A 22,091-nucleotide genomic window follows, 5' to 3' on the forward strand; every position below is an offset into this window, starting at 1 on the left:
TAATTTGCCGAATATATTGGGAGCTTGTTTTTTGTTTGGAACACGCCATGCCTACTCCCGCCATTCTTCGCAAAACCCTGTTTTTAGCACTTAGCCAATCGCTAATCAGCACGGCGACAATCGCCGATCAGAAGCCAGAGGAATTAACCGGCACCGAGGTCATCGCCGACCCCATCATCGAAGAGAATCATGTCGACGAGTTTTCCAACGTGTCGGCGGTCACTACCGAAGACCAGATTCGCGACCAGAACGCCGTCGATCTGGCTTCTGCGCTAAAGCGCACGCCGGGCGTGCAGATTTCGCGCTACAACCCGGTCGGCGCGTTCGGCGGCGATCAGGGCGGCGCGGTGGCAATCCGCGGCCAAGGCGCCGGCCGTCCCGGTAGCGAGATCAAGACCTACATCGACGACATCCCGATGTATATGGCGACCTGGAACCACCCCTTGCTGGATTTGCTGCCGGTCAACGGCATGCATTCGATCACGGTCTATAAAGGCCCGCAGCCACATATCAACGGCAACAACTTCGGCTCGATCAATCTGCGGACCAAGACTGCGGTCGAAGACGGATTGCACGGTAGCGGCCGTTTGTCGGGCGGTTTTTTCGGCACCATCATCGAACAGGCCGACGTACAGGGCAAATACGGCGACTTCGACTTTTCGGTGGCGCAAGGCTACGCCAAGTCGGACGGCAACCGCCAAAACGGCTACGGCGAATTGCGCAATGTACTGGGCAAGGCCGGCTATCAATTCAACGCCAACTGGCGCTCGGACGTGACCTTTTTGTACGCCGACAACCGCGCCGGCGATCCCGGTCAATACGGGGTGACAGCGCCGATCGGCGAATACGACACCGTGGCCGGCATGGTGGCCGCCAGCCTCAGCCATCAGCACGGCAGTTGGCAGGGCAAATTCACGCTGTACCATAACGGCGGCGACGGCAATTGGCTGAACCAGGGGGTTTACTGGGCCGGCTGGACCGGCGCGGCATTCGCGTCCGCGCCGCGCGCCCGCTCCAATTTGTTGTCGCAATACAGCATGGACGGCTTCCGCTGGAAGGAGCAATTTTCGCCTTGGCAGGGCGCTACCTTGCTGGCCGGCATCGACAACGAATGGCTGAACGGCAAGATCAATAACTTGATTCCGGGTTCGGACGAGCAAATTTATCAGTTCACGACGCCAACCTTCCGACTGACCACGCCTTACGTCGCGCTTAGCCACGATCTGGTGCTGAACAAGGAATGGACCTTGGTACCTTCGGTCGGCGTGCGCTTTTACGACCACAGCCACTATGCCTCCAAGGTTTCGCCGCATGCCGGCTTGTCGTTGATCTCCGAGAACTTGACCTTGTTCGGCAACGTATCCAACGGCGTCAATTATCCGGGCATCGACGCCGCCGCCAATTCCGGCGCGCTGGCTAACGTGCCGTTCTTCAGCTTCTCGCCGCAAGGCTGGCAAGGCTTGGCGCCGGAAAGCGTCGATCACGCCGAAGTCGGCTTGAAGGCATCGCCTTTCAAGTCCACCCAAATCGATTTGAGCTTTTTTATCGACAACATCAAAAACCGCTATGTGTTCGACGTCAGCCAAGGCGCTTATCTGAACTATGGCGCCTATTGGATGCGCGGCTTGGAAGCCTCGATCAAACAGGAATTGATCGCCGACTGGAGCTTGTTCGCCGGCTTAACCTTGCTGAACCCGAGCATCGAAAACTTACCCTACACGCCAGAGCAAGCGGTCACCGCCGGCATCAACGGCCCGATCGGACCGTTGCGCTTCTCCTTCGATTTACAATACCAATCGCGGACCTGGGCGCTGAATCGTAGCCGTAACATCAGCGACGTGAACACCCAGCGCGTCGAAGCGTTCACGGTCGCCAATACTCGGCTGGCGCTGCCCATCTCCGAGCTGGGCAAAAAGGGCGAAGTGTTCGTCAGCGTCGAAAACTTGTTCGACAAACGCTACGTCTATCGTCCCGGCTATGAAATGCCGGGCATCTGGGGCCAAGTCGGCATCGCCGCCAGCTTTTGATCGCTAAGTCGGCAAGGGCGGCCGCTCGCCGCCCTTCAGCGCGTTCCCGCCCGTCGAGCCGGATATCCGTCGATGCCTGGATTCAACCGTAATAACCACCACAACCTGATTCGATGACCGCAACCACCGGATTTTTCATACGCCCTGCTTCGCTAGCGACAGCGTTGACCCTCGCATTGACGGCGCCGAACGCCGGCGCCGATCAAGCCTTGTTGATTCGCGCCGCGCGGATTTTCGACGGCTATACCGTGCATACCCATGCGGCGGTTCGGATTGAACAAGGCCGGATCGCCAAACTGGATAGCGCGGAAGCCGTACCCGCCGACGGAGCCAAGATCCTGGACCTGGGCGAAGCCACGCTGTTGCCGGGACTGATCGAATTGCACGCCCATCTCACTTATCGGCACGTGCCGGCCGACACGGTACTGAGCCACGGCATCACCACGGTGCGCGATGTCGGTGGCCCTTTGCATCCACCATACGGTGGCGACGGTCATCTAAGACTCATGACGTCGGGGCCGATTATCACCGCGCCGGCCGGCTACCCTATCCCCAGCCTCGGCGAGGCCGACATTGCCATTCCGGTCAGCGACGAACAACAGGCCAGGGCGACGGTCCGTGAGCTGATCGCCGGCGGCGCCGTCGTGATCAAGGTGGCTCTGGAGCCCGGCGGCGAAACCGGCGCCCCCTGGTCGAACCATCATGCGCACGGACACGCTCACCAGCACGACAAGACTCACTCGGCTGCGGCGAAATCCTGGCCGATGTTGACCCCGAACATTGTCAAAGCCATCGTTACCGAAGCACACGCGCTGAATCGAAAAGTCACGGCCCATCTGGCCGAGCCGCGCGGCGCGCAAATTGCGTTGGAGGCCGGCGTCGATGAATGGGCGCACACGCCTTGCGAAGAACTGCCCGAGGCCCAACTAAGGCGCGCCGTCGCTCAGGGCGTCAAGATGGTTTCGACGATAGATACCTTGGCGCAGTGCGCCGGTGTCGCAAAAAATGCCAGCCGCTTCGCGGCGCTGGGCGGCGAATTTTTGTACGGGGCGGAAATCGCCCATCCCGACATTCCTTGGGGCATAGACGCCCAGGAATTGCTGTACTTACGGCACCTTGCCGGCATGGATGCCCTGGAAGTCCTGCGCACCGCCACCTCCAAGGCGGGTCTACATGTAAACCAAGCCTTGCTCGGCAGTTTAATGCCGGGGGCACCGGCCGATTTGATCGCGGTGCGCGGCGATCCCACCGAGAATCTGAAATTGCTGGAATATCCGGATTTGGTGATTTCCGGCGGCAAGCTCGTGGTCGACCGGTTTAGCGACGCCCGCTAAACTCAAATTTTGGTGAAAATTAAGTCCCAAACCCCGTGGCCTAACCTTAGGCCGCGGTTCTCGAACTTGGTGAGCGGACGATAGTCCGGACGCGGGCAATAGTCCCCGGTCGGGCTGGCGTTTTTCAGTCCGGCATCGGCCGATAGGGTCGCCAACATGTCTTTTGCATATTCCCGCCAATCGGTCGCGGCATGAAAGTAAGCGCCGATCGCCAATTTCCGGTTCAGCAACGCTAAAAAACTCGGCCGAACGATGCGCCGCTTGTGGTGGCGGCGTTTATGCCAGGGATCAGGAAAAAACAGATGTACGCCGGCCACGCAATGGTCCGGAATCTTCCGCTCCAAAACCTCGATCGCATCGTGGTGATAAATCCTCACATTCGCGATGCCGCGCTGCTCCAGCAACATCATCAAATGACCGACGCCGGGCCGGTGCACTTCGATACCGAGATAATTCAAGTCGGGATTGGCTTCGGCCATCGCCGCCAAACTGTCGCCATTGCCAAAACCGATTTCGACAATCAGCGACGCGGCTCGGCCAAAAGCCAGCTCGGCGTTGAATTCGGCATCGGGTGATAGACAGTATTTTTCCCAATGGCTTTCCAAGGCCAACTTTTGGCCGGCGGTAGCCCGGCCTTGACGACGAATAAAACTTTTGATGCGGGCGGGGTCGATTTTTTGAGGAACGGTCATCAGTCAAAAACCAAAGTCAGTCGCGTCGATCACGGGCTAGGTGATGTGTGGAAAGTAAAATTAGCGGCGGTAATTATCCGATTTGGCAGTGGCTTTTACTATGGAAATCTGCCTCAATGCTCAAAGACATGCTCGACTCGCAGACTAGTCCAGACTTAACTTCTCTAGTCTGACTCGCGCCGCTTTACCGAACTCGCTGTCCGCTTCATCGACGGCAATTCGTTGCAGCACGGTGCGGCTCGGGTTTTCCAACAAGGCAATCGCTCTTAACCTGACCGAGGCGTGATGCGCCCGCAACGCGGCCAGCTCGGTCAGATAGGCGTTGCCGCGGCCCACCAGTTTTAGAATCACCCGTTCGGGATCTTCGGTCATCAGGTCGCGGACCAATTCGCCGTATTGTTCCTGCAAGCGAATCAGCTCGCGGCGGTCGAGTTTTTTCGGTTCGGTCGGATCGTCGCGACAGGCCATGGGCGTCGTCTTTTGGCAAACAGGTCGAATGGATATGCAAGCGCGATTGTAGAGGGCCGACGCCGATCTGAACAGTCGCGGCTTAAGCCTGGTCGTCTCCAGCCTCGCAAGGCGGCTTGTCGGATTCGGCAAGCGTTTCCTGTTCCGTGCGGATCAACCAATCCAGCAACAAAGCATAACTGGTGGCCAATAGCGTCGGCCCCAGAAAAACGCCGATAAAGCCGAATGCCAACAAACCGCCGAAGATGCCGAACACGATCAAAACAAACGGCAGTTCGACATCTCGACTGATCAGTAGCGGCCGCAACCAGTTATCGATGGTACCGACGAAGGCCAAAAACCAGACCGCGATAAAGACCGCCCAGCCGGTTTCGCCTTCCGCCAATAGCCATAACGAGATCGGCAGCCAAACCACGGTGCCGGCGGCCGGGATGATCATCAAAAAAAACGCGAACACGCCCAACACGAAGGCATAAGGCACGCCGGCAATCACAAAGCCGAGCATCGAAGCCAGCGCTTGTACCAGCGCGGTGCCGAGTATGCCGTAGACCACGGCCAGCAAACTGGTCCTGACGATGTGCAGAATCCGTTGGGTGCGCTCGCCGGCCAAACGCTCGACCGCGATCACCACGTGGCCGGCGACATGCTCGCCGTCGCGGTAGAAGAAAAACAACACCAGGATGCTCAGACCCAGATGCATCAACTCGCCGGCCAGACCGATGCTCTGTTGCAACAGCCAGCCGCCGGCCCCAAGGGCGTATTGGCGGGCAAAATTGACGAGGCGACTGGAGTCTTCCCCAAAAGCCAGCCAGCTATCGGCCGCGCTGTCGCCGATCAGCGGTAGGCCGCGCAGCCAGACCGGCGGCGCCGGCCATTCGTGAGGGCTTTGATTAAGCCATTGCAGCATCCGATTGATGTCGTCGGTAAATGTAAAACCCGCGGCGGCAAACGGCGTCAGCAGCAGCGCCCCTATCGGCAACACCATCGCCATCGCGGCGCGGTTGGCGCTCAAATTCCAAGCCCGCAAACGGCTGTACAGCGGCCAGGTCACGTAACAGAGGATAGCCGCCCACAACAGGTCGAAGAAAAACGGCCGCAACACTTGATAGCAGGCGAACAACAACAGACAGAACGCGGCCAGACTGGCCAGTTTTTCGTAGCGGGAAGTGGGCGGAAGCATGGCGGACTCGGATGCGGCGAGGGCATGGAAGGGCCGTCAATCGGCGGAATCGACAGCATAGCCGATTTTGAGGTCCGGGCATTCGCCAAATGTACACGGGAACGTCGCTTGCAGTGCCGGCGCGGGTTTCTTAGAATGCGGGACCATTGCCAATCCGGAGCAGGCGCCGTGACCGACAGCAGAGCATTCATTCCAATCAATATCGCGATATTGACCGTGTCCGACACCCGCACCGAAGCGGACGACGTGTCCGGCAAAACCTTGGTCGACGGCTTGCTGGCCGCAGGCCACAAACTTCACGAGAAACGCATCGTCCCCGACGACATTTATCAAATCCGCGCGGCGATCAGCCACTGGATCGCGGATGCCGACGTAAACGCCGTGATTACCACCGGCGGTACCGGCATCACCGGCCGCGACGGTACGCCGGAAGCGGTCAAGCCGCTGCTGGACAAGGTCTTGGACGGTTTCGGCGAAGTGTTCCGAATGATTTCCTATCAGGACATCAAAAGCTCGACGGTACAATCGCGGGCACTGGCCGGCGTTGCCAACGCCACTTACATTTTTTGCGTACCCGGCTCGTCCGGCGCCTGCCGTACCGCTTGGGAGACACTGATCAAAGACCAACTGGATTACCGCACCAAACCCTGCAATCTGGTGCAATTGATGCCAAGGCTGTTGGAGAAATGAGCCAACGCCGGTTTTTGTTTTACGCGGCGATTTGCGGTTTCCTCGGCGTCGGCCTGGGCGCGTTCGGCGCGCACGGGCTGAAAAACGTTTTGTCCGAACACGGCTTGGACATCTACAAGACGGCGGTAAGCTATCAAATGTGGCATACGCTGGCCTTGGCGCTGGTCGGCATCATGCCGGAACACCCAGGCTTACGCTGGGCGGGCTGGTGTTTGCTGATCGGCATCGTTTTGTTTTCCGGCAGTTTGTATCTGTTGGCGATTTTTAATCTAAGCTGGTTGGGCATGATTACGCCGTTCGGCGGCGTCGCGTTTTTACTGGCTTGGGCGGCCATCGCCAAAGCAGCACTACAATACTCTGGAGGTTCCGATGGATAAACCGCCCGTTCGCCCCAGCGCGCCCGCGCCGGCATCCCCGCCCCGCCCTAGCGGCGGCCGAAATTCCCGAGATAGCGACGGCGAAGTCAAATTGCCGCCGCCGGTAGAGGACGCGATGATCAAAATCTTGCACGCGGTGATCCATTTCGCGGTGCGCATCCTCGCGGTGTTGATGGTTTTGGTGATACTTTGGGGCGTCGCCGACGTCGCCTACGTAATGTTTCAAAAACTGGTCGAAGCGCCGTTCATGATGCTGACCGTCTCCGACATTCTGGTGATTTTCGGCTCGTTCATGGCGGTGCTGATCGCGATTGAAATCTTCGTCAACATCACCGTTTACATCAAACACGACGCATTGCCGATCAAAATGGTGATCGCTACCGCGTTGATGGCCGTGGCCAGGAAGGTCATCATGCTGGACTTCAAGGAACTCGAATGGCATTACATCGTCGCGATCGCGACGGTGATCCTGGCCCTGGGCTTGACCTATTGGCTGATTTCTCCTAAACCCCAACCGGTGAAAACCGACGACCGATAAGCATGCGCGACGCCACCCCGCAAACCGTTTACCTGAAAGACTACACCCCGCCGGACTATTTGATCGATCAGGTCGAATTGGTTTTCGAGCTGGACGAACAACGCACCCTGGTTCGCGCCGGCCTCGACGTTCGGCGCAACCCAGACAGCCGGAGCGCGAGCGAGGCGCTGACGCTGTTCGGCGAAGAGCTGCTATTGGTCGGTATCTTGCTGGACGGCCAAGCGCTGGCGGCCTGCGACTACACGCTGAGCGACGAAACGCTGACGATACACCGGGTGCCCGGCGATCGGCCGTTTCGAATCAACATCGAAAACATCATCGATCCTCAAGCCAACACCGCGCTGGAAGGCTTATATCTCTCCAGCAGCATGCTGTGTACCCAATGCGAAGCGCAGGGATTCCGCAAGATCACCTGGTTTCTGGATCGACCGGACGTGATGAGTCGGTTTACCACCAAGCTGATCGCCGACCGGGCCAAATATCCGGTGCTGCTGTCCAACGGCAACAAAATCGGCGCCGGCGACGTGGACGGCGGCCGGCATTGGGTGGCGTGGGAAGACCCTTTCGCTAAACCCTGTTATTTGTTTGCACTGGTCGCCGGACAATTGGAATGCGTCGCCGACGAATTTACGACGGTGAGCGGCCGGCGCATCGCGCTGGAAATCTTCGTCGAAGCTCATAACGTCGACAAATGCGGCCATGCGATGCAATCGCTGAAAAACGCGATGCGCTGGGACGAGGAGACCTACGGCCTGGAATACGATCTGGATTTGTACATGATCGTCGCGGTCGACCATTTCAATATGGGGGCGATGGAAAACAAGGGCTTGAACGTATTCAACACCAAGTTCGTGCTGGCCCGGCCCGATACCGCCACCGACAGCGACTACGAACACATCGAGGGCGTGATCGGCCACGAGTATTTCCACAATTGGTCCGGGAACCGGGTGACCTGCCGCGACTGGTTTCAATTGAGTCTGAAGGAAGGCTTCACGGTGTTCCGCGACCAGCAATTCAGCGGCGACCGCTCGTCGCCGGCGGTCAAGCGCATCGAAGACGTCAACATGCTGCGTACCCGTCAGTTCGCCGAGGACGCCGGCCCGCTGGCCCACCCGATCCGGCCGGAAGCCTATATCGAAATCAACAATTTCTACACGCTGACCGTTTACGAAAAAGGCGCGGAAGTGGTACGGATGCTGCACACCCTGCTGGGCGCGGCCGGATTTCGGCAGGGCTGCGACCTGTATTTCAAGCGCCACGACGGCCAAGCGGTGACTTGCGAGGATTTCATCAAGGCGATGGAAGACGCCAACGGCGTCGAGCTGACCCAATTCCGCCGCTGGTATTCGCAAGCAGGCACGCCGGTATTGGAGGTCGAGCAAGCGTTCGACGCAGGTCGGTTGACGTTGACCGTCAAACAAAGCTGTCCGCCGACGCCAAATCAACCGGAAAAATTGCCGCTGCACGTGCCGATCAAACTGGGCTTCTTGGCGGCGGACGGTAGCCCGGCGCGCTTCCAGTACCGAGGCGAATTTTGCGAAGAAGCGACCGTAAGCCTGACCGAAGCCGAACAACGCTTTGTGTTCGAGAGCTTGACCGAAAAGCCGATCGTCTCGCTGCTGCGCGGCTTCTCCGCGCCGGTCACCTTGAAGATCGACCGAGACCCGGAAGAACTGGCGTTTTTGCTCAGTTACGACAGCGACACCTTCAACCGCTGGGAAGCCGGCCAGCAGTTGGTTTCGCGGATTATTTTCGGATTGATCGCCGATATTCAGGCCGGCCGGACGCTGACCGCCAACCCGGTGTTGACCGAGGCATTCCGAGCGATTCTGGCCGACGCCGGCGCCGATCTGTCCTACCGCGCCCTGTTGCTGAGTCTGCCTGACGAAGGTTATTTGGGCGGCCAGATGGCCGTGGTCGATGTCGAAGCCATCCACCAAGCCCGCGAATTCGTACGTCTGTCGCTGGCCACCGCGCTATCCGCCGAATTCCAACGCGTGTACGCCGAACACCATCAGGACGAGTCGGGCTGTTTCGATGCCTCGGCAGTCGGACGGCGTCGCCTGAAAAACGCCTGCCTGAGCTATCTGACCGCGCTGGAAAAGCCGGATAGTTACGCGCTGGCCGAAACCCAGTTCCGTAGCGCCCGCAACATGACCGACCAGATTGCGGCGCTGTCGGCGGTCGTCAACAGCCGCAATCCGGCCAAGGCCGATTGTCTGGACAGTTTTTACCGGCAATGGCAACGCGAGGCGCTGGTCGTCGACAAATGGTTTACCTTGCAAGCCACCTGTCATATGCCCGAGACCTTCGCCACCGTGCAAAGCTTGATGCAACATCCGGCCTTCGATATGAAAACGCCCAACCGGGTGCGCTCGCTGGTCGGCGCGTTCAGCCAATCCAATCCGCTGCACTTCCATGCCAGAAACGGCGACGGCTACCGGTTTTTGGCGGATCGCGTCATTGAGTTGAATACCTTGAATCCGCAAATCGCCGCGCGGATGGTCGGCGGCTTCGCCCAATGGCGGCGTTACGATACCGACAGACAGGCATTGATGACACGCGAATTACGGCGCATCGTCGAAACCGAGCATCTGTCCAAGGACGTTTACGAAATTGCCAGCAAGAGTTTGGCGTAGCGGTCTTATTCACGTAAACTAATCGGCAATTACTCACGGTTTTCAGGCATGAACCCACGCACCGCCCAGGTCGAGCGCAACACGCTCGAAACCCAGATCACAGTCGCCGTCAATCTCGACGGAAACGGCAAGACCTCATTCCGGACCGGATTGCCGTTTTTGGATCACATGCTGGATCAGGTAGCCAGACACGGCTTGATAGACCTCGACATCGCATCTCACGGCGACTTGCACATTGACGCCCATCACAGCGTCGAAGATATCGGTATCACCTTGGGCCAAGCCTTCGCCCAGGCCCTGGGCGACAAGAAAGGCATTTTCCGCTATGGCCACGCGTACTGCCCGTTGGACGAATCGCTATCGCGCGTCGTAGTCGACTTTTCCGGCCGGCCCGGCCTGTTTTACGAAGTCGAGTTCAAACGGGCGCTGATCGGCAGCTTCGATGTCGATTTGCTCAAGGAGTTTTTCCAGGGATTCGTCAATCATGCCGGTGTCACGTTGCACATCGACAACCTTAAAGGCGGCAACGCCCACCATATTGCCGAGACCGTGTTCAAGGCATTCGGCCGCGCGATCAGAATGGCGATCAGCCACGACGAGCGCATGGCCGGCATCATGCCCTCCACCAAAGGCAGTCTATAATTCCGGCTTTCTCAGTCCAACCCGACCCCAAAACCTGTATCACATTATGTCGACAGTTGCCGTTATCGACTACGGAATGGGTAATCTGCATTCCATCGCCAAAGCGCTTCAGCATGCCGAACCGGCGACCGAGATTCGGGTGACCGCCGACCCGGCGATCATTACCGATGCCGACCGCGTCGTATTTCCAGGCGTTGGAGCCATTCGCGATTGCATGCAAGCCTTGAAAACCAGCGGTCTGGCCGATGTGATAGCCAGCGCGGCGGCCGAGAAGCCTCTGCTGGGTATTTGCCTGGGTATGCAAGCTCTGCTAACCGATAGCGAGGAAAACGACGGCGTGGCCTGCTTGGATGTGATTCAGGGTCGTGTTCGCCGTTTTGCCGACCATTTAACCGACGGTGCCGGCCAAGTGCTGAAAATTCCGCATATGGGCTGGAACCGAGTCCGCCAGCAGCCGCATCCACTTTGGGAAAGCATCCCGCAAGACAGCCGGTTTTATTTCGTTCACAGCTACTTTGCCGTACCCGACGTCTCCGAGCGGACGGCGGCAACGGCCGATTATCCGACTCCGTTCGCCTGCGCGTTGGCCCAGGACCGGATATTCGCCGTGCAATTTCACCCGGAAAAAAGCCAGACCGTCGGCCTGCAATTGTTGCAAAACTTTTTGCATTGGGACGGAACCGCCTAATTTCCAGCCTCGATGTAACTACAGACCCAGTGATTTAACCTCCGAGATTGAACTATGTTGCTGATACCCGCAATTGACTTGAAAGAAGGGAAGTGTGTGCGTTTGCGTCAAGGTCGTATGGAAGACGACACCGTATTTTCGGAAGACCCGGTCGCGGTGGCCGGACGCTGGGTAGAAGCCGGCGCCAAACGCTTGCATTTGGTGGATCTGGACGGCGCCTTCGCCGGCCGCCCGAAAAATGCCGAAATCATCCACGCCATCGTCGAAGCCTATCCGGAGGTGCCGGTGCAAATCGGCGGCGGCATCCGCGACGAAGACACGATTCAAGCCTATCTGGAAGCCGGCGTGCAATACGTGATCATCGGCACCAAAGCGGTCAGCGAGCCGCACTTCGTCCGCGACGTCGCGATCGAGTTTCCGGGGCATATCATCATAGGCCTCGACGCCAAGGACGGCCGGGTCGCGATCGACGGCTGGTCGAAGCTGTCGCGGCACGATGTCATCGACCTGGCGCAAAAATTCGAAGCCAACGGTGTCTCGGCGATCATTTATACCGATATTTCCCGCGACGGCATGATGCAAGGCGTTAATGTCGAAGCCACCGCGAAACTAGCTCGCGCCGTGAATATCCCGATCATCGCCTCCGGCGGCATTACCAATCTGGACGATATTCGCGCGCTCGGCGAGGTGGCTCACGAAGGCATCATGGGTGCGATCACCGGTCGAGCGATTTACGAAGGCACGTTGGATTTCGCCGAAGGCGAGAAACTGGCCGAATCCTTCAGTGGCGCCGATCTTTAATCGAAGCAGCATGAGCCTAGCCAAACGCATCATTCCTTGCCTGGACGTCGATAACGGCCGTGTCGTCAAGGGCGTCAAATTCGTCGACATCCGCGACGCCGGCGATCCGGTGGAAATCGCCCGCCGCTACGACCGCGAGGGCGCCGACGAAATCACCTTCTTGGACATCACCGCCACCCACGACGACCGGGCGACGATGGTACACGTCGTCGAGAAAGTGGCCGGCGAGGTCTTCATCCCGCTGACTGTCGGCGGCGGCATTCGCGTCCTGGACGACATTCGCCGCATGTTGAATGCCGGCGCCGACAAAGTCGGCATTAACAGCGCGGCGGTATTCCGGCCGGAATTCGTCAAGGAAGCGGCGGACAAATTCGGCTCGCAATGCATCGTTGTGGCCATCGACGCCAAAAAAGTCAGTCAGGACGGCGCAGCGGACCGCTGGGAAATCTTCACCCACGGCGGCCGCAAACCGACCGGCATCGACGCGGTCGAATGGGCCGTCAAAATGCAAACCTACGGCGCCGGCGAAATCCTGCTGACCAGCATGGACCGCGACGGCACCAAGTCCGGCTTCGATTTACCGCTGACCCGTGCCATTAGCGAAGCGGTGCCCATTCCGGTGATCGCCTCCGGCGGCGTCGGCAATCTCGACCATTTAGCCGACGGCATCCTCGAAGGCAAGGCCGACGCGGTGCTGGCCGCCAGTATCTTCCACTTCGCCGAATACACGATAGAGCAAGCCAAGCGCCACATGCAGTCGCGCGGCATCGAGGTCAGACTGTGAGCGGCGCCTGGCTGGACGAAATCGCCTGGACCGAGGACGGCTTGGTACCGGTCATTGCCCAAGACCATCTTAGCGGCCGAATTTTGATGTTCGCCTGGATGAATCGGGAATCGCTGGCGCTTACCGAACAAGAGGGATTTGCGGTATACTGGTCGCGATCTCGCCAGCGCTTGTGGCGCAAGGGCGAGGAATCGGGTCACCGGCAGAAAGTCCTCGATATCCAACTCGATTGCGACGCAGATGTTGTGTTGATTAAAGTCGAGCAGGAAGGCGGCATCGCCTGCCACACCGGTCGGGAAAGCTGTTTTTACCGCAGCCTGAAACACGGCGAATGGCAAGCCGTCGACCCGATCCTGAAAGACCCGAAAACCATCTACAAATAACCCATCACACGCCGGCATAGCTCAGCAGGTAGAGCAGCGCACTCGTAACGCGAAGGTCGTAGGTTCGATTCCTATTGCCGGCACCATCTGATTTGCAAAAAACCCTTCTATAGCCTATTTTCCCGGCTTTGGCCGCTGCTTGCGGCGGATCACGGAACGCTGTCGAATTCGGATTTTCGAACATCGGCTTCCGCCAATCAATCACGGAATAACAATAATGAACGGCGAAACTCATAGCCAACTAGCCAATTTTATTTGGGCCATTTGCAATTTGCTGCGTGGTCCTTACAAGCGCAACGAATACCGTAAAGTCATTCTGCCCCTGACCGTATTACGGCGCTTCGATTGCTTATTGGCACCCACCAAAAATGCAGCATTTGAAGAGTTTCAGTCCCTCAAAACCAAGCCTGAGCGAGTGATCCAGGCCAGACTGCAATCCATTACCGGCCATCGCTTTTACAATTTGTCGCGGATGCAGTTCGATAAGAATGCCGATCATTCCCTGCTCAACGATCCTAACAACCTGGCGCCCAATCTAAATAGCTACATCAACGGTTTTTCTCCAAATGTCCGCGCCATCATGGAGAAGTTCAAGTTCAGTGAACAGATTGCCCACATGGCGGAAAAGAACATTTTGTTCGAGGTGATCAAAGCCTTTGCCGCCATCGACCTATCGCCGCAATGGGTGGATAACGTACAGATGGGTTATGTCTTTGAAGAACTAATCCGTATCGGTGCCGAGCAATCGAACGAAGAAGCCGGAGAACATTTCACCCCGCGTGAAGTCATCAAACTAATGGTCAATCTGTTGTTGGTGCCGGAGCAAGATTTAGCGCAAAGTCATGTGGTCAAAACGATTTACGACCCGGCTTGCGGGACAGGCGGCATGCTATCGGTGGCCGAAGAGTACATCCGCAAGCTCAATGCTGATGCTCAGCCAAAACTATTCGGCCAGGATTTCAATGACGAAGCTTGGGCGGTCTGTAAGTCGGACATGCTGATCAAAGGCGAAGACGCCGACAACGTCATTCTCGGCGACACATTCACCCGCGACGGCTTCGACCGCGACAGTGATGGCAACAAATGGACTTTCGATTACATGCTGGCCAATCCGCCGTTTGGCGTGGAATGGAAACAGCAACAGAAATTCATCCAACAGGAAGCCGATACCTTGGGTTTTGCCGGTCGCTTTGGAGCCGGTACACCACGCATCAACGATGGTGCATTCCTGTTCCTGCAACACATGATTGCCAAAATGCGCTCAGTCGCAGCGGGTGGCAGCAGAATCGGCATTGTGTTTAACGGCTCGCCCTTATTTACTGGCGATGCGGGTAGCGGCGAAAGCGAAATCCGCCGCTGGATTATTGAAAACGACTGGTTGGAAGCGATTGTCGCCTTACCTGAGCAACTGTTTTACAACACCGGCATTTCCACCTATATCTGGATCATCAGCAACCGCAAGGAGCCGCAGCGTAAAGGCAAAGTGCAACTGATCGACGCCCGTAATTTTTGGGTACCGATGGAGAAATCGCTGGGCAACAAACGCCGCCGTATCGGTGACCCCAGCGATAAAGCCAAAGACCCGGATCATATCGGCGAAATTACCCGCATCTACGCCAGCTTCAACGATGGCGAAACGCGCCGTTTTACCATCGACGGCAAAGACAAAGAACTGGTTGTCAACAAGGTGTTCGACAACGAAGACTTTGGTTATCACAAGATCACCGTTGAACGCCCACTGAGGCTCAATTTTCAAGCCAGCACCGAGCGCATTGCCCGCCTGGAAGAGCAAACCGCCTTCATCAACTTGGCCAGCAGCAGTAAAAAGAACGAAACCGTCCGCCAGCAGGAAATCGAAGCCGGCCGCGCTCGCCAGCAACAAATCCGCGACTTACTGGCCGCCTTTGCCGAACAGCATGGCAACACCCTGTTTATAGACCGCAAACAGTTTTTGCTGACACTGCGAGACATCGACCGCGCCCATGACGTGCGTTTGTCTGCTCCGGAACTCAAAGCCGTGTTGGCTGCGTTGAGCGAGCGTGACGACGCCGCACAGGGAAGTGCCAGTGTCGCGGAAGGCAGGATGCCGGGAGCGACGGCAAACATCTGCACCGACAGACAAGGCAACCCGGAGCCGGATGCCGACTTACGCGATACCGAAACTGTCCCGCTCAAAGAAAGCATAGCCTCCTACTTCCAACGGGAAGTGCTGCCGCATGTTCCCGATGCCTGGATTGATCACAGCAAAACCAAAATCGGTTACGAAATTCCGCTGAACCGGCATTTCTACCGCTACGAGCCACCGCGCGAGCTGGAAGCCATCGAAGCCGAAATCAAGGCGCTGGAAGGTGAGATTGTTGATTTGCTGAGAGAGGTGACGGCGTGACGGATATGCAGCCAATCCAAGGACAAGGCGAAGTCATTCTTTACCAAACCGACGATGGCCAAGCCAATATCAATCTCAAGGCTATTGAAGGATCGGTTTGGCTCACACAGTTGGAAATTGCCGAGCTGTTTGCCGCGACCAAACAGAACGTCAGCTTGCATATCAAAAACATTCTTAAAGAGGGTGAGCTTTTGGAAGCTTCAGTTGTCAAGGAATCCTTGACAACTGCCGCTGACGGCAAGAACTACAAAACCAAACTATTCAGCCTCCCAATGATCCTGGCCATCGGTTACCGGGTACGCTCGCCAAGAGGTACGCAATTCCGGCAATGGGCCAGCCGCCATTTATCCGAATACTTGGTCAAAGGCTTTGTCATGGACGACGAGCGCCTGAAAAATCCCGGCGGCTGGGATTATTTCGACGAATTGCTGGCGCGCATTCGGGAAATTCGCGCCTCGGAAAAACGCTTTTACCAAAAGGTGCGCGACCTGTTTGCCCTCAGCAGCGACTATCAGGGCAACGAAACCAACGCGCAACTGTTCTTTGCCGAAGTGCAAAACAAGCTGCTGTTTGCCGTCACCCAACACACCGCCGCCGAAATCATCGTCCAGCGTGCCGATGCCAACGCGCCCAACATGAACCTGACCACCTGGAAAGGCAGCCGGGTGCGCAAAGCGGATGTGATTGTCGCCAAAAATTACCTGAGTGCCGACGAAATCGACTCGCTGAGTCGCTTGGTGGTGATCTTTCTGGAACAGGCCGAATTGCGCGTCAAGGAACGCAAGCAACTGACCCTGGATTACTGGCGCACTAATGTCGACCGTTTGCTGGAGTTCAATGACCGGCCAATTTTACGGGGTGCTGGCTCAGTCAGTAAGGCCGCGATGAAATCCATTGCCGAACAACGCTTTGACGATTTCGACGCCAAACGCCGCGCCGACGAAGCAATGGCTGCCGATGCCGAAGACTTGAAAGCTTTGGAGCAATTGGAGCAGGAACTGGAAAAAGGCGATCGGCAATGACGTATCCAGCTTATCCGCAATACAAGGACAGCGGTGTAGCGTGGTTGGGAGACGTACCGAAGGACTGGGAGGTTAAGCGCGGCAGATTTTCCATGTCGGTTAATCCTCCTTCGCCCAAAATGAGAGGTCTTGAACCAGATGCAGAAGTCTCGTTCTTACCGATGGATGCGATTAGTGAATATGGCGGCTTACGGCGTAACGAAACGAAAATTAAAGCCGACGTTGGCGGAGGTTACACGGAGTTTCAGGATGGCGATGTCGTCATCGCCAAAATTACGCCTTGCTTCGAAAACGGCAAAGGCTCTCTGGTTAGTGATTTGCTGAACTCGGTAGCGTATGGAACGACTGAGCTGCATGTCTTACGCACCTTTCGAGATTTGGATAACCGCTTTTTGTTCTACATCACCATTACGCATGGTTTTAGAAAATTAGGTGAATCTGAAATGTATGGAGCTGGCGGTCAGAAGCGGGTTCCGCCAGAGTTTTGCAAGGATTTCCGAATTCCATTGCCGCCAATAGGCGAGCAAACCACCATCGCCGATTTTCTGGATAGTGAAACCGGGCGCATCGATACGCTGGTGGCGAAAAAGCGCAAGCTGGTGGAATTGCTCAAGGAAAAACGTAGCGCGCTGATTTCCCGCACCGTCACCCGCGGCCTGCCAGCCGACGCCGCGCGGGAGTTCGGCCTGAACACCGACAACATCGCAGTCCATGAAGCACCCGCAAGCTACGGTAGGGGCGATTTCAATCGCCCGCAGGCCGAGGCGAATAAACTCGCCCCTACCAGCGAACGCCCTTCCGTCCAAGCCTTCAAGGATTCCGGGGTGGAGTGGTTGGGAGAAATCCCTTCGCATTGGCATGTTATGCCATTATTTCGAATTACATCATTAATTCAGACAGGGCCTTTTGGAAGTCAACTCCATGCTTCCGATTATGTTGAAGGAGGCATTCCACTAATTAATCCCGCGCAAATTGTTGGCGGTAAATTGGTCCCAGATGAATTATGTTGTGTTGATGAATCAACAGCGGATCGGTTGCAACGTCATAAATTGCAAGCTGGCGATATTGTCATGGGCCGAAGAGGTGAAATTGGCCGATGCGCATTGGTAACAACTGCTGAATCAGGCTGGATTTGTGGAACAGGCTCACTGCTGATTAGATTTATAAACTCCGACGCAACTTACTTTTCAAAGGTAATTTCAAATTCTGGATTTGTTGGAGTGCTTGAGTTGAACGCCGTTGGTACAACTATGTTGAATTTGAATCCAACAATAGTTGGCCGGATGCTTGTCCCCGCTCCAACTCTCCAAGAACAAACCGCCATCGCCACCTACCTCGACCGCGAAACCGCCAAGATCGACCGGCTGGTGGCAAAAGTCGAAACCGCGATTACTCGCTTGCAGGAATACCGTAGCGCGCTAATCACCGCCGCCGTGACCGGCAAAATCGATGTGCGGGGGGCGTTATGAATAGCGATGCCATCGTCGCCAAGCTACAATCCGAACTGAATAATCTGCTGGCGGTTTATGCTTTCGGCAGCCGGATTCAGGGTACGGCCGGGCCGGACAGCGATCTGGATCTGGCCGTGCTGGTGGCGGGTTACGCCAATCCGCAAACTTTATGGGCGCTAGCAGGCGACCTGGCGGATCTGGCCGGCTGTCCGGTGGACTTGCTCGATCTGCGTGCGGCCTCGACCGTGATGCAATACCAAGTCATTACCCAGGGCCAACGCTGGTGGGCGAGCGACACGCAAGCGGCACTGTACGAAGCGGCGATTTTGAGCGAAAAAACCGAACTCGATACCGCCCGCGCCGGACTATTAAACGACATTAGCGCCCGAGGCACAGTGTATGGCCGATGACGTACTGATCAACAAAGCCGCAACTATCGAACGTTGCGTGGCGCGGGCACGCGAGGAATACGCCGCCAACCCGGATGGTTTTGCAGCCGATTTCACCCGCCAGGATGCGGCGATTTTAAACATTCAACGCGCCTGCGAGGCGGCGCTGGACATGGGCCAGCATCTGATTCGCCGCGAAAAACTGGGCGTACCGCAAAGCGCCCGCGACGTGTTCGAATTGCTGGCGCGAGGCGGCTGGATAACTGCCGATTTGGCCGCCTCGCTAAAGCACATGGTCGGTTTTCGCAATATCGCCGTCCATGATTATCAGCAATTGCATCTGCCGATTACCGTCAGCATCATCAACCGGCATCTGGACGAATTTCTGGAATACAGCCGCGCATTGCTATTGCGCGATGCTAACTCACGTTAAGGACGACCATGAGCCAGACCACTGAAAAAGCCTTCGAAAGCTATGTCGAGCAAATGCTGCTGGCCAAAGGTTGGCAAGCAGGTTCTGTAAAGGAGTGGGATAAGGATCAAGCCTTATTCCCGGCGCAAATCCTCGATTTTATTGCGGCCACCCAAGCGCCGCTTTGGGACAGCATGAGCGAGCAACATGGCGCTAATCTACAAGCCCTGTTAATCAAAGAGCTGGTTAAGGAACTGGCGATTAAAGGCTCGTTGCATGTATTGCGCCACGGCTTTAAGTTTTACGGCAAAACCTTCCGGCTGGCCTATTTCAAACCGGCGCACGGCTTGAATGCAGAGGTGCTGGGACATTATCAACAAAACCGGCTGACGGTGACGCGGCAGGTGCCATGCCATCCGGGTGATCACAGTACGTTGGACATGTTGTTTGCGGTTAATGGCTTGCCGGTGGCAACTTGCGAGCTAAAAAATCCTTGGACCGGACAAAATTGGCGGCATGCGGTTCAGCAATACCGCAACGACCGTAATCCGCGCGCACCGTTGTTCGAATTTAAACAGCGGGCGCTGGTGCATTTTGCCGCCGACCCGGATGAAATCCATATGACCACACGACTGGCGGGCAAAAAGACCTTTTTCTTGCCGTTCAATCGCGGCAGCCATCCCGGTGAAGTGGTGTGCGGAGCGGGTAACCCTCAGCACCCGTCCGGTTACCGCAGTGGTTATTTTTGGGAAGAGGTGCTTGAGCGCGAGCAGTTTCTGGACATCCTCGGTAATTTTATTTTCATCGAACGCAAGGAAGAGAAAGTCGAAGATGGCAAGGGCGGCAGTCGCTTGCTGCAGAAAGAGGCGGTAATTTTTCCGCGCTATCACCAGCTCGATGCTACCAGGCGATTGGTCAATGCGGCGCAATTGGAAGGCACTGGCCAGAATTATCTGATTCAGCATTCGGCTGGCAGCGGCAAGACCAATTCGATTTCCTGGCTGTCGCATCGCTTGGCCAGTTTGCACAATGCCGATGAGCAAAAGGTATTTGATTGCGTGATTGTGATTACCGATCGGCAAGTGCTGGACAGGCAATTACAGGACGCTATTTACCAAATCGAACACGCGCAAGGCGTGGTCAAGGCCATCGATCAGGATTCCAAGCAGTTGGCGGCGGCGCTGATCGACGGCACCAAAATCGTGATTACCACCTTGCAGAAGTTTCCGTTTGTGTTGCGCGGTTTGCTGCATGCCGCTGGCGCCGATAATCTCGATGCAGCGGACGAGCTGGCAAAAACGCAAGCCAAAGTTTGGGAGCAGGAGATTGCCAAACGCCGATATGCGGTGATTGTCGATGAAGCGCACTCGTCGCAAACCGGGGAAACGGCCCGAGAACTCAAGTCGATTTTGGGTGCGAATGCCGCCAACGCTGAAGACGACGACGCCGATTGGGAAGATCGTTTGAATCAAGTAATGGCTTCGCGTGGTCGTCAACCCAACATCAGCTTTTTTGCCTACACCGCCACACCCAAGGGCAAGACTTTGGAACTGTTCGGCCGCGTTGGCCATACCGGCAAGCCGGAACCGTTTCATCTGTACAGCATGCGTCAAGCCATCGAGGAAGGTTTTATTCTGGACGTGTTACAAAATTACACGACCTACAAAACCTATTTCAAATTGGTTAAAGCCATGCAGGACGACCCGAACCTGCCCAAGAAAAAGGCGGCACGGGCCTTGGCCAAATTTCTGGTATTGCATCCAACCAATATTTCCCAAAAAATCGAAATCATCGTCGAACATTTCCGCAACCACGTTAAACACCATTTGGGCGGTCAAGCCAAGGCTATGGTGGTAACCAGTACCCGCTTGCAGGCGGTTAAGTACATGCAGGCCTTTCAGGCTTATATTGAGCAACACGGTTACCATGATGTGCAGCCCTTGGTAGCGTTTAGCGGCACGGTACTCGATCCTGAGAGTGGACAGGAATATACCGAACCGGGCATGAACATCGACAGTGTGAGCGGTAAACCGATCAGCGAAAAACAATTGCCCGAGCGCTTTAATTCACCCGATTATCAAGTGCTGCTGGTGGCTAACAAATACCAAACCGGTTTCGATCAGCCAAAGTTGATGGCGATGTATGTCGATAAGCGTTTGGATGGTGTGCAGGCGGTGCAAACGCTGTCGCGCTTGAATCGCATGTTGCCCGGTAAGGAGGCACCGTTCGTGCTGGATTTTGTCAATGAAGCTGAAGACATTTACCGCGCATTCAAACCTTATTACGACGCCACCAGTTTGCAGGAAACTTCCGACCCGGCTTTGCTGGAACAGGTCAAGCATGACTTGGACAGTATGCAGGTTTATTACTGGAACGAAGTGGAAGCGTTTGCCCGTATTTTTTACCGATCACCCAATAAGCAAAATCCGGCCGATCACGCCCATTTGCAACGCCATTTACAACCGGCAGTCGACCGCTTCAAGGCGATGGGCGATGAAGAGCAGCGCTCGGTGTTTCGGGACAAGCTAAGCGGTTATGTGAATGTGTATGCTTTTTTGAGCCAGATCATGCCTTATGCCGATCCCGATCTGGAAATGCTCTATAGCTTTGGCCGCTTGTTATTGCCGCATTTACCGCTGGATAGAGATAACACCAACGTCAAGCTGGGTGACGAAGTCGATTTACAGTATTACCGGCTGCAACGGGTGTTTTCCGGCGCGATTAATTTGGCGGATGGGCAAGGCGAGTACACGGTAAAAAGTCCGACCGATGTCGGCACCGGTAAAGCCAAGGATGAAAAAGCCCCGCTGTCGGAAATCATCGAGATATTGAACAACCGGTTTGGCACGAACTTTACCGAAGAAGACCGCTTGTTCTTCGAACAAATCAGAGAAAAAGCTACCAATACTCCCGAGGTGATACAGCTACGGCAAGCCAATCCGTTTGATAAGTTTCAGCTAGGTCTGCGGCAAATGTTGGAGGACTTGATGATCAAACGCATGCACGAAAACGACAAGATCGTCACTCGATACATGGACGACAAAGCGTTTGAAGATGCGGCGTTTGCGGTGCTGTCCAAGGTCATTTTCGACAGTATTCCTCAAGCCAAGGGTTAGGTAGAATTTGCCATGTTCGAAACCCGCTACATCCGCGCTGCATCTTGGCTTACCCGTAACCTGTTGTGTAAG

General features: G+C 56.2%; 20 protein-coding genes and 1 tRNA gene. 18 read left to right on the forward strand and 3 right to left on the reverse strand.

What is annotated here, in order from left to right:
- Positions 1-47: 47 nt before the first annotated feature.
- Together ACQE3E_RS21285 and ACQE3E_RS21290 are read left to right on the forward strand one after the other, a co-directional pair.
- The gene (locus ACQE3E_RS21285; RefSeq protein ID WP_313730368.1) at positions 48-2,027 is read left to right on the forward strand and encodes a TonB-dependent receptor; all 1,980 of its coding nucleotides are present in this window, start codon (positions 48-50) and stop codon (positions 2,025-2,027) included.
- A 113-nt stretch (positions 2,028-2,140) separates the two neighbouring features.
- Complete coding sequence (locus tag ACQE3E_RS21290; RefSeq protein ID WP_313730367.1) at positions 2,141-3,361, forward strand: amidohydrolase family protein; 1,221 nt, start codon at positions 2,141-2,143, stop codon at positions 3,359-3,361.
- Positions 3,362-3,363: 2 nt separating this feature from the next.
- On the opposite strand, the gene trmB is transcribed toward ACQE3E_RS21290, so the two are convergent.
- The 3 genes from trmB to ACQE3E_RS21305 form a co-directional block, all read right to left on the reverse strand.
- On the reverse strand, positions 3,364-4,053 hold the full coding sequence (gene trmB, locus ACQE3E_RS21295) for a tRNA (guanosine(46)-N7)-methyltransferase TrmB (protein ID WP_313730366.1): 690 nt from the start codon (positions 4,051-4,053) through the stop codon (positions 3,364-3,366).
- A gap of 144 nt (positions 4,054-4,197) precedes the next feature.
- Positions 4,198-4,521 carry a hypothetical protein gene (locus ACQE3E_RS21300; protein WP_168028322.1) on the reverse strand — a complete coding sequence of 108 codons (324 nt, stop codon included), beginning with the start codon at positions 4,519-4,521 and terminating at the stop codon, positions 4,198-4,200.
- A gap of 82 nt (positions 4,522-4,603) precedes the next feature.
- Positions 4,604-5,701: an AI-2E family transporter gene (locus tag ACQE3E_RS21305; protein ID WP_313730365.1), complete on the reverse strand. Its 1,098-nt coding sequence runs from the start codon at positions 5,699-5,701 to the stop codon at positions 4,604-4,606.
- Positions 5,702-5,836: 135 nt separating this feature from the next.
- Between ACQE3E_RS21305 and moaB the strand changes: the two genes are divergently transcribed.
- The 16 genes from moaB to ACQE3E_RS21385 all read left to right on the forward strand — a co-directional run bounded on the left by moaB (position 5,837) and on the right by ACQE3E_RS21385 (position 22,019).
- A complete protein-coding gene (gene moaB, locus ACQE3E_RS21310) occupies positions 5,837-6,391 on the forward strand; it encodes a molybdenum cofactor biosynthesis protein B (RefSeq protein WP_427501036.1) in 555 nt (184 codons plus the stop codon).
- On the forward strand, positions 6,388-6,768 hold the full coding sequence (locus tag ACQE3E_RS21315) for a DUF423 domain-containing protein (protein ID WP_313730363.1): 381 nt from the start codon (positions 6,388-6,390) through the stop codon (positions 6,766-6,768). Before moaB ends, ACQE3E_RS21315 begins: the two co-directional genes overlap by 4 nt.
- Positions 6,761-7,306 carry a phosphate-starvation-inducible PsiE family protein gene (locus ACQE3E_RS21320; RefSeq protein WP_313730362.1) on the forward strand — a complete coding sequence of 182 codons (546 nt, stop codon included), beginning with the start codon at positions 6,761-6,763 and terminating at the stop codon, positions 7,304-7,306. The genes ACQE3E_RS21315 and ACQE3E_RS21320 overlap by 8 nt, the downstream gene beginning before the upstream one ends.
- A gap of 2 nt (positions 7,307-7,308) precedes the next feature.
- Complete coding sequence (gene pepN, locus ACQE3E_RS21325) at positions 7,309-9,945, forward strand: aminopeptidase N (RefSeq protein ID WP_313730361.1); 2,637 nt, start codon at positions 7,309-7,311, stop codon at positions 9,943-9,945.
- Between the two features lie 48 nt (positions 9,946-9,993).
- Entirely contained in the window at positions 9,994-10,587 is a 594-nt protein-coding gene (hisB, locus tag ACQE3E_RS21330) for an imidazoleglycerol-phosphate dehydratase HisB (RefSeq protein ID WP_064029236.1), read from the forward strand.
- A gap of 46 nt (positions 10,588-10,633) precedes the next feature.
- Positions 10,634-11,275, forward strand: a complete 642-nt coding sequence (gene hisH / locus ACQE3E_RS21335) for an imidazole glycerol phosphate synthase subunit HisH (RefSeq protein ID WP_064029234.1) — start codon at positions 10,634-10,636, stop codon at positions 11,273-11,275.
- 54 nt (positions 11,276-11,329) lie between these two features.
- The gene (gene hisA, locus ACQE3E_RS21340) at positions 11,330-12,076 is read left to right on the forward strand and encodes a 1-(5-phosphoribosyl)-5-[(5-phosphoribosylamino)methylideneamino]imidazole-4-carboxamide isomerase (protein WP_064029231.1); all 747 of its coding nucleotides are present in this window, start codon (positions 11,330-11,332) and stop codon (positions 12,074-12,076) included.
- A 10-nt stretch (positions 12,077-12,086) separates the two neighbouring features.
- Entirely contained in the window at positions 12,087-12,860 is a 774-nt protein-coding gene (gene hisF, locus ACQE3E_RS21345; RefSeq protein WP_313730360.1) for an imidazole glycerol phosphate synthase subunit HisF, read from the forward strand.
- The gene (gene hisI, locus ACQE3E_RS21350) at positions 12,857-13,243 is read left to right on the forward strand and encodes a phosphoribosyl-AMP cyclohydrolase (RefSeq protein ID WP_427501037.1); all 387 of its coding nucleotides are present in this window, start codon (positions 12,857-12,859) and stop codon (positions 13,241-13,243) included. Before hisF ends, hisI begins: the two co-directional genes overlap by 4 nt.
- Before the next feature lie 10 nt (positions 13,244-13,253).
- Positions 13,254-13,329 (forward strand) — tRNA-Thr (locus ACQE3E_RS21355).
- A 131-nt stretch (positions 13,330-13,460) separates the two neighbouring features.
- Complete coding sequence (locus ACQE3E_RS21360) at positions 13,461-15,629, forward strand: type I restriction-modification system subunit M (protein WP_427501038.1); 2,169 nt, start codon at positions 13,461-13,463, stop codon at positions 15,627-15,629.
- A 5-nt stretch (positions 15,630-15,634) separates the two neighbouring features.
- Positions 15,635-16,651, forward strand: coding sequence for a virulence RhuM family protein (locus ACQE3E_RS21365; protein WP_313730357.1), 1,017 nt, complete (start codon positions 15,635-15,637; stop codon positions 16,649-16,651).
- Positions 16,648-18,120, forward strand: a complete 1,473-nt coding sequence (locus ACQE3E_RS21370; protein ID WP_427501039.1) for a restriction endonuclease subunit S — start codon at positions 16,648-16,650, stop codon at positions 18,118-18,120. Before ACQE3E_RS21365 ends, ACQE3E_RS21370 begins: the two co-directional genes overlap by 4 nt.
- Positions 18,117-18,512 carry a type VII toxin-antitoxin system MntA family adenylyltransferase antitoxin gene (gene mntA / locus ACQE3E_RS21375; RefSeq protein WP_313730355.1) on the forward strand — a complete coding sequence of 132 codons (396 nt, stop codon included), beginning with the start codon at positions 18,117-18,119 and terminating at the stop codon, positions 18,510-18,512. Before ACQE3E_RS21370 ends, mntA begins: the two co-directional genes overlap by 4 nt.
- The gene (hepT, locus tag ACQE3E_RS21380; RefSeq protein ID WP_313730354.1) at positions 18,502-18,924 is read left to right on the forward strand and encodes a type VII toxin-antitoxin system HepT family RNase toxin; all 423 of its coding nucleotides are present in this window, start codon (positions 18,502-18,504) and stop codon (positions 18,922-18,924) included. Before mntA ends, hepT begins: the two co-directional genes overlap by 11 nt.
- An 8-nt stretch (positions 18,925-18,932) precedes the next feature.
- Entirely contained in the window at positions 18,933-22,019 is a 3,087-nt protein-coding gene (locus tag ACQE3E_RS21385; protein WP_427501040.1) for a type I restriction endonuclease subunit R, read from the forward strand.
- Positions 22,020-22,091 lie beyond the last annotated feature (72 nt).

Source organism: Methylomonas sp. MED-D (genome assembly GCF_050276835.1).
GTDB lineage: Bacteria > Pseudomonadota > Gammaproteobacteria > Methylococcales > Methylomonadaceae > Methylomonas > Methylomonas koyamae_A.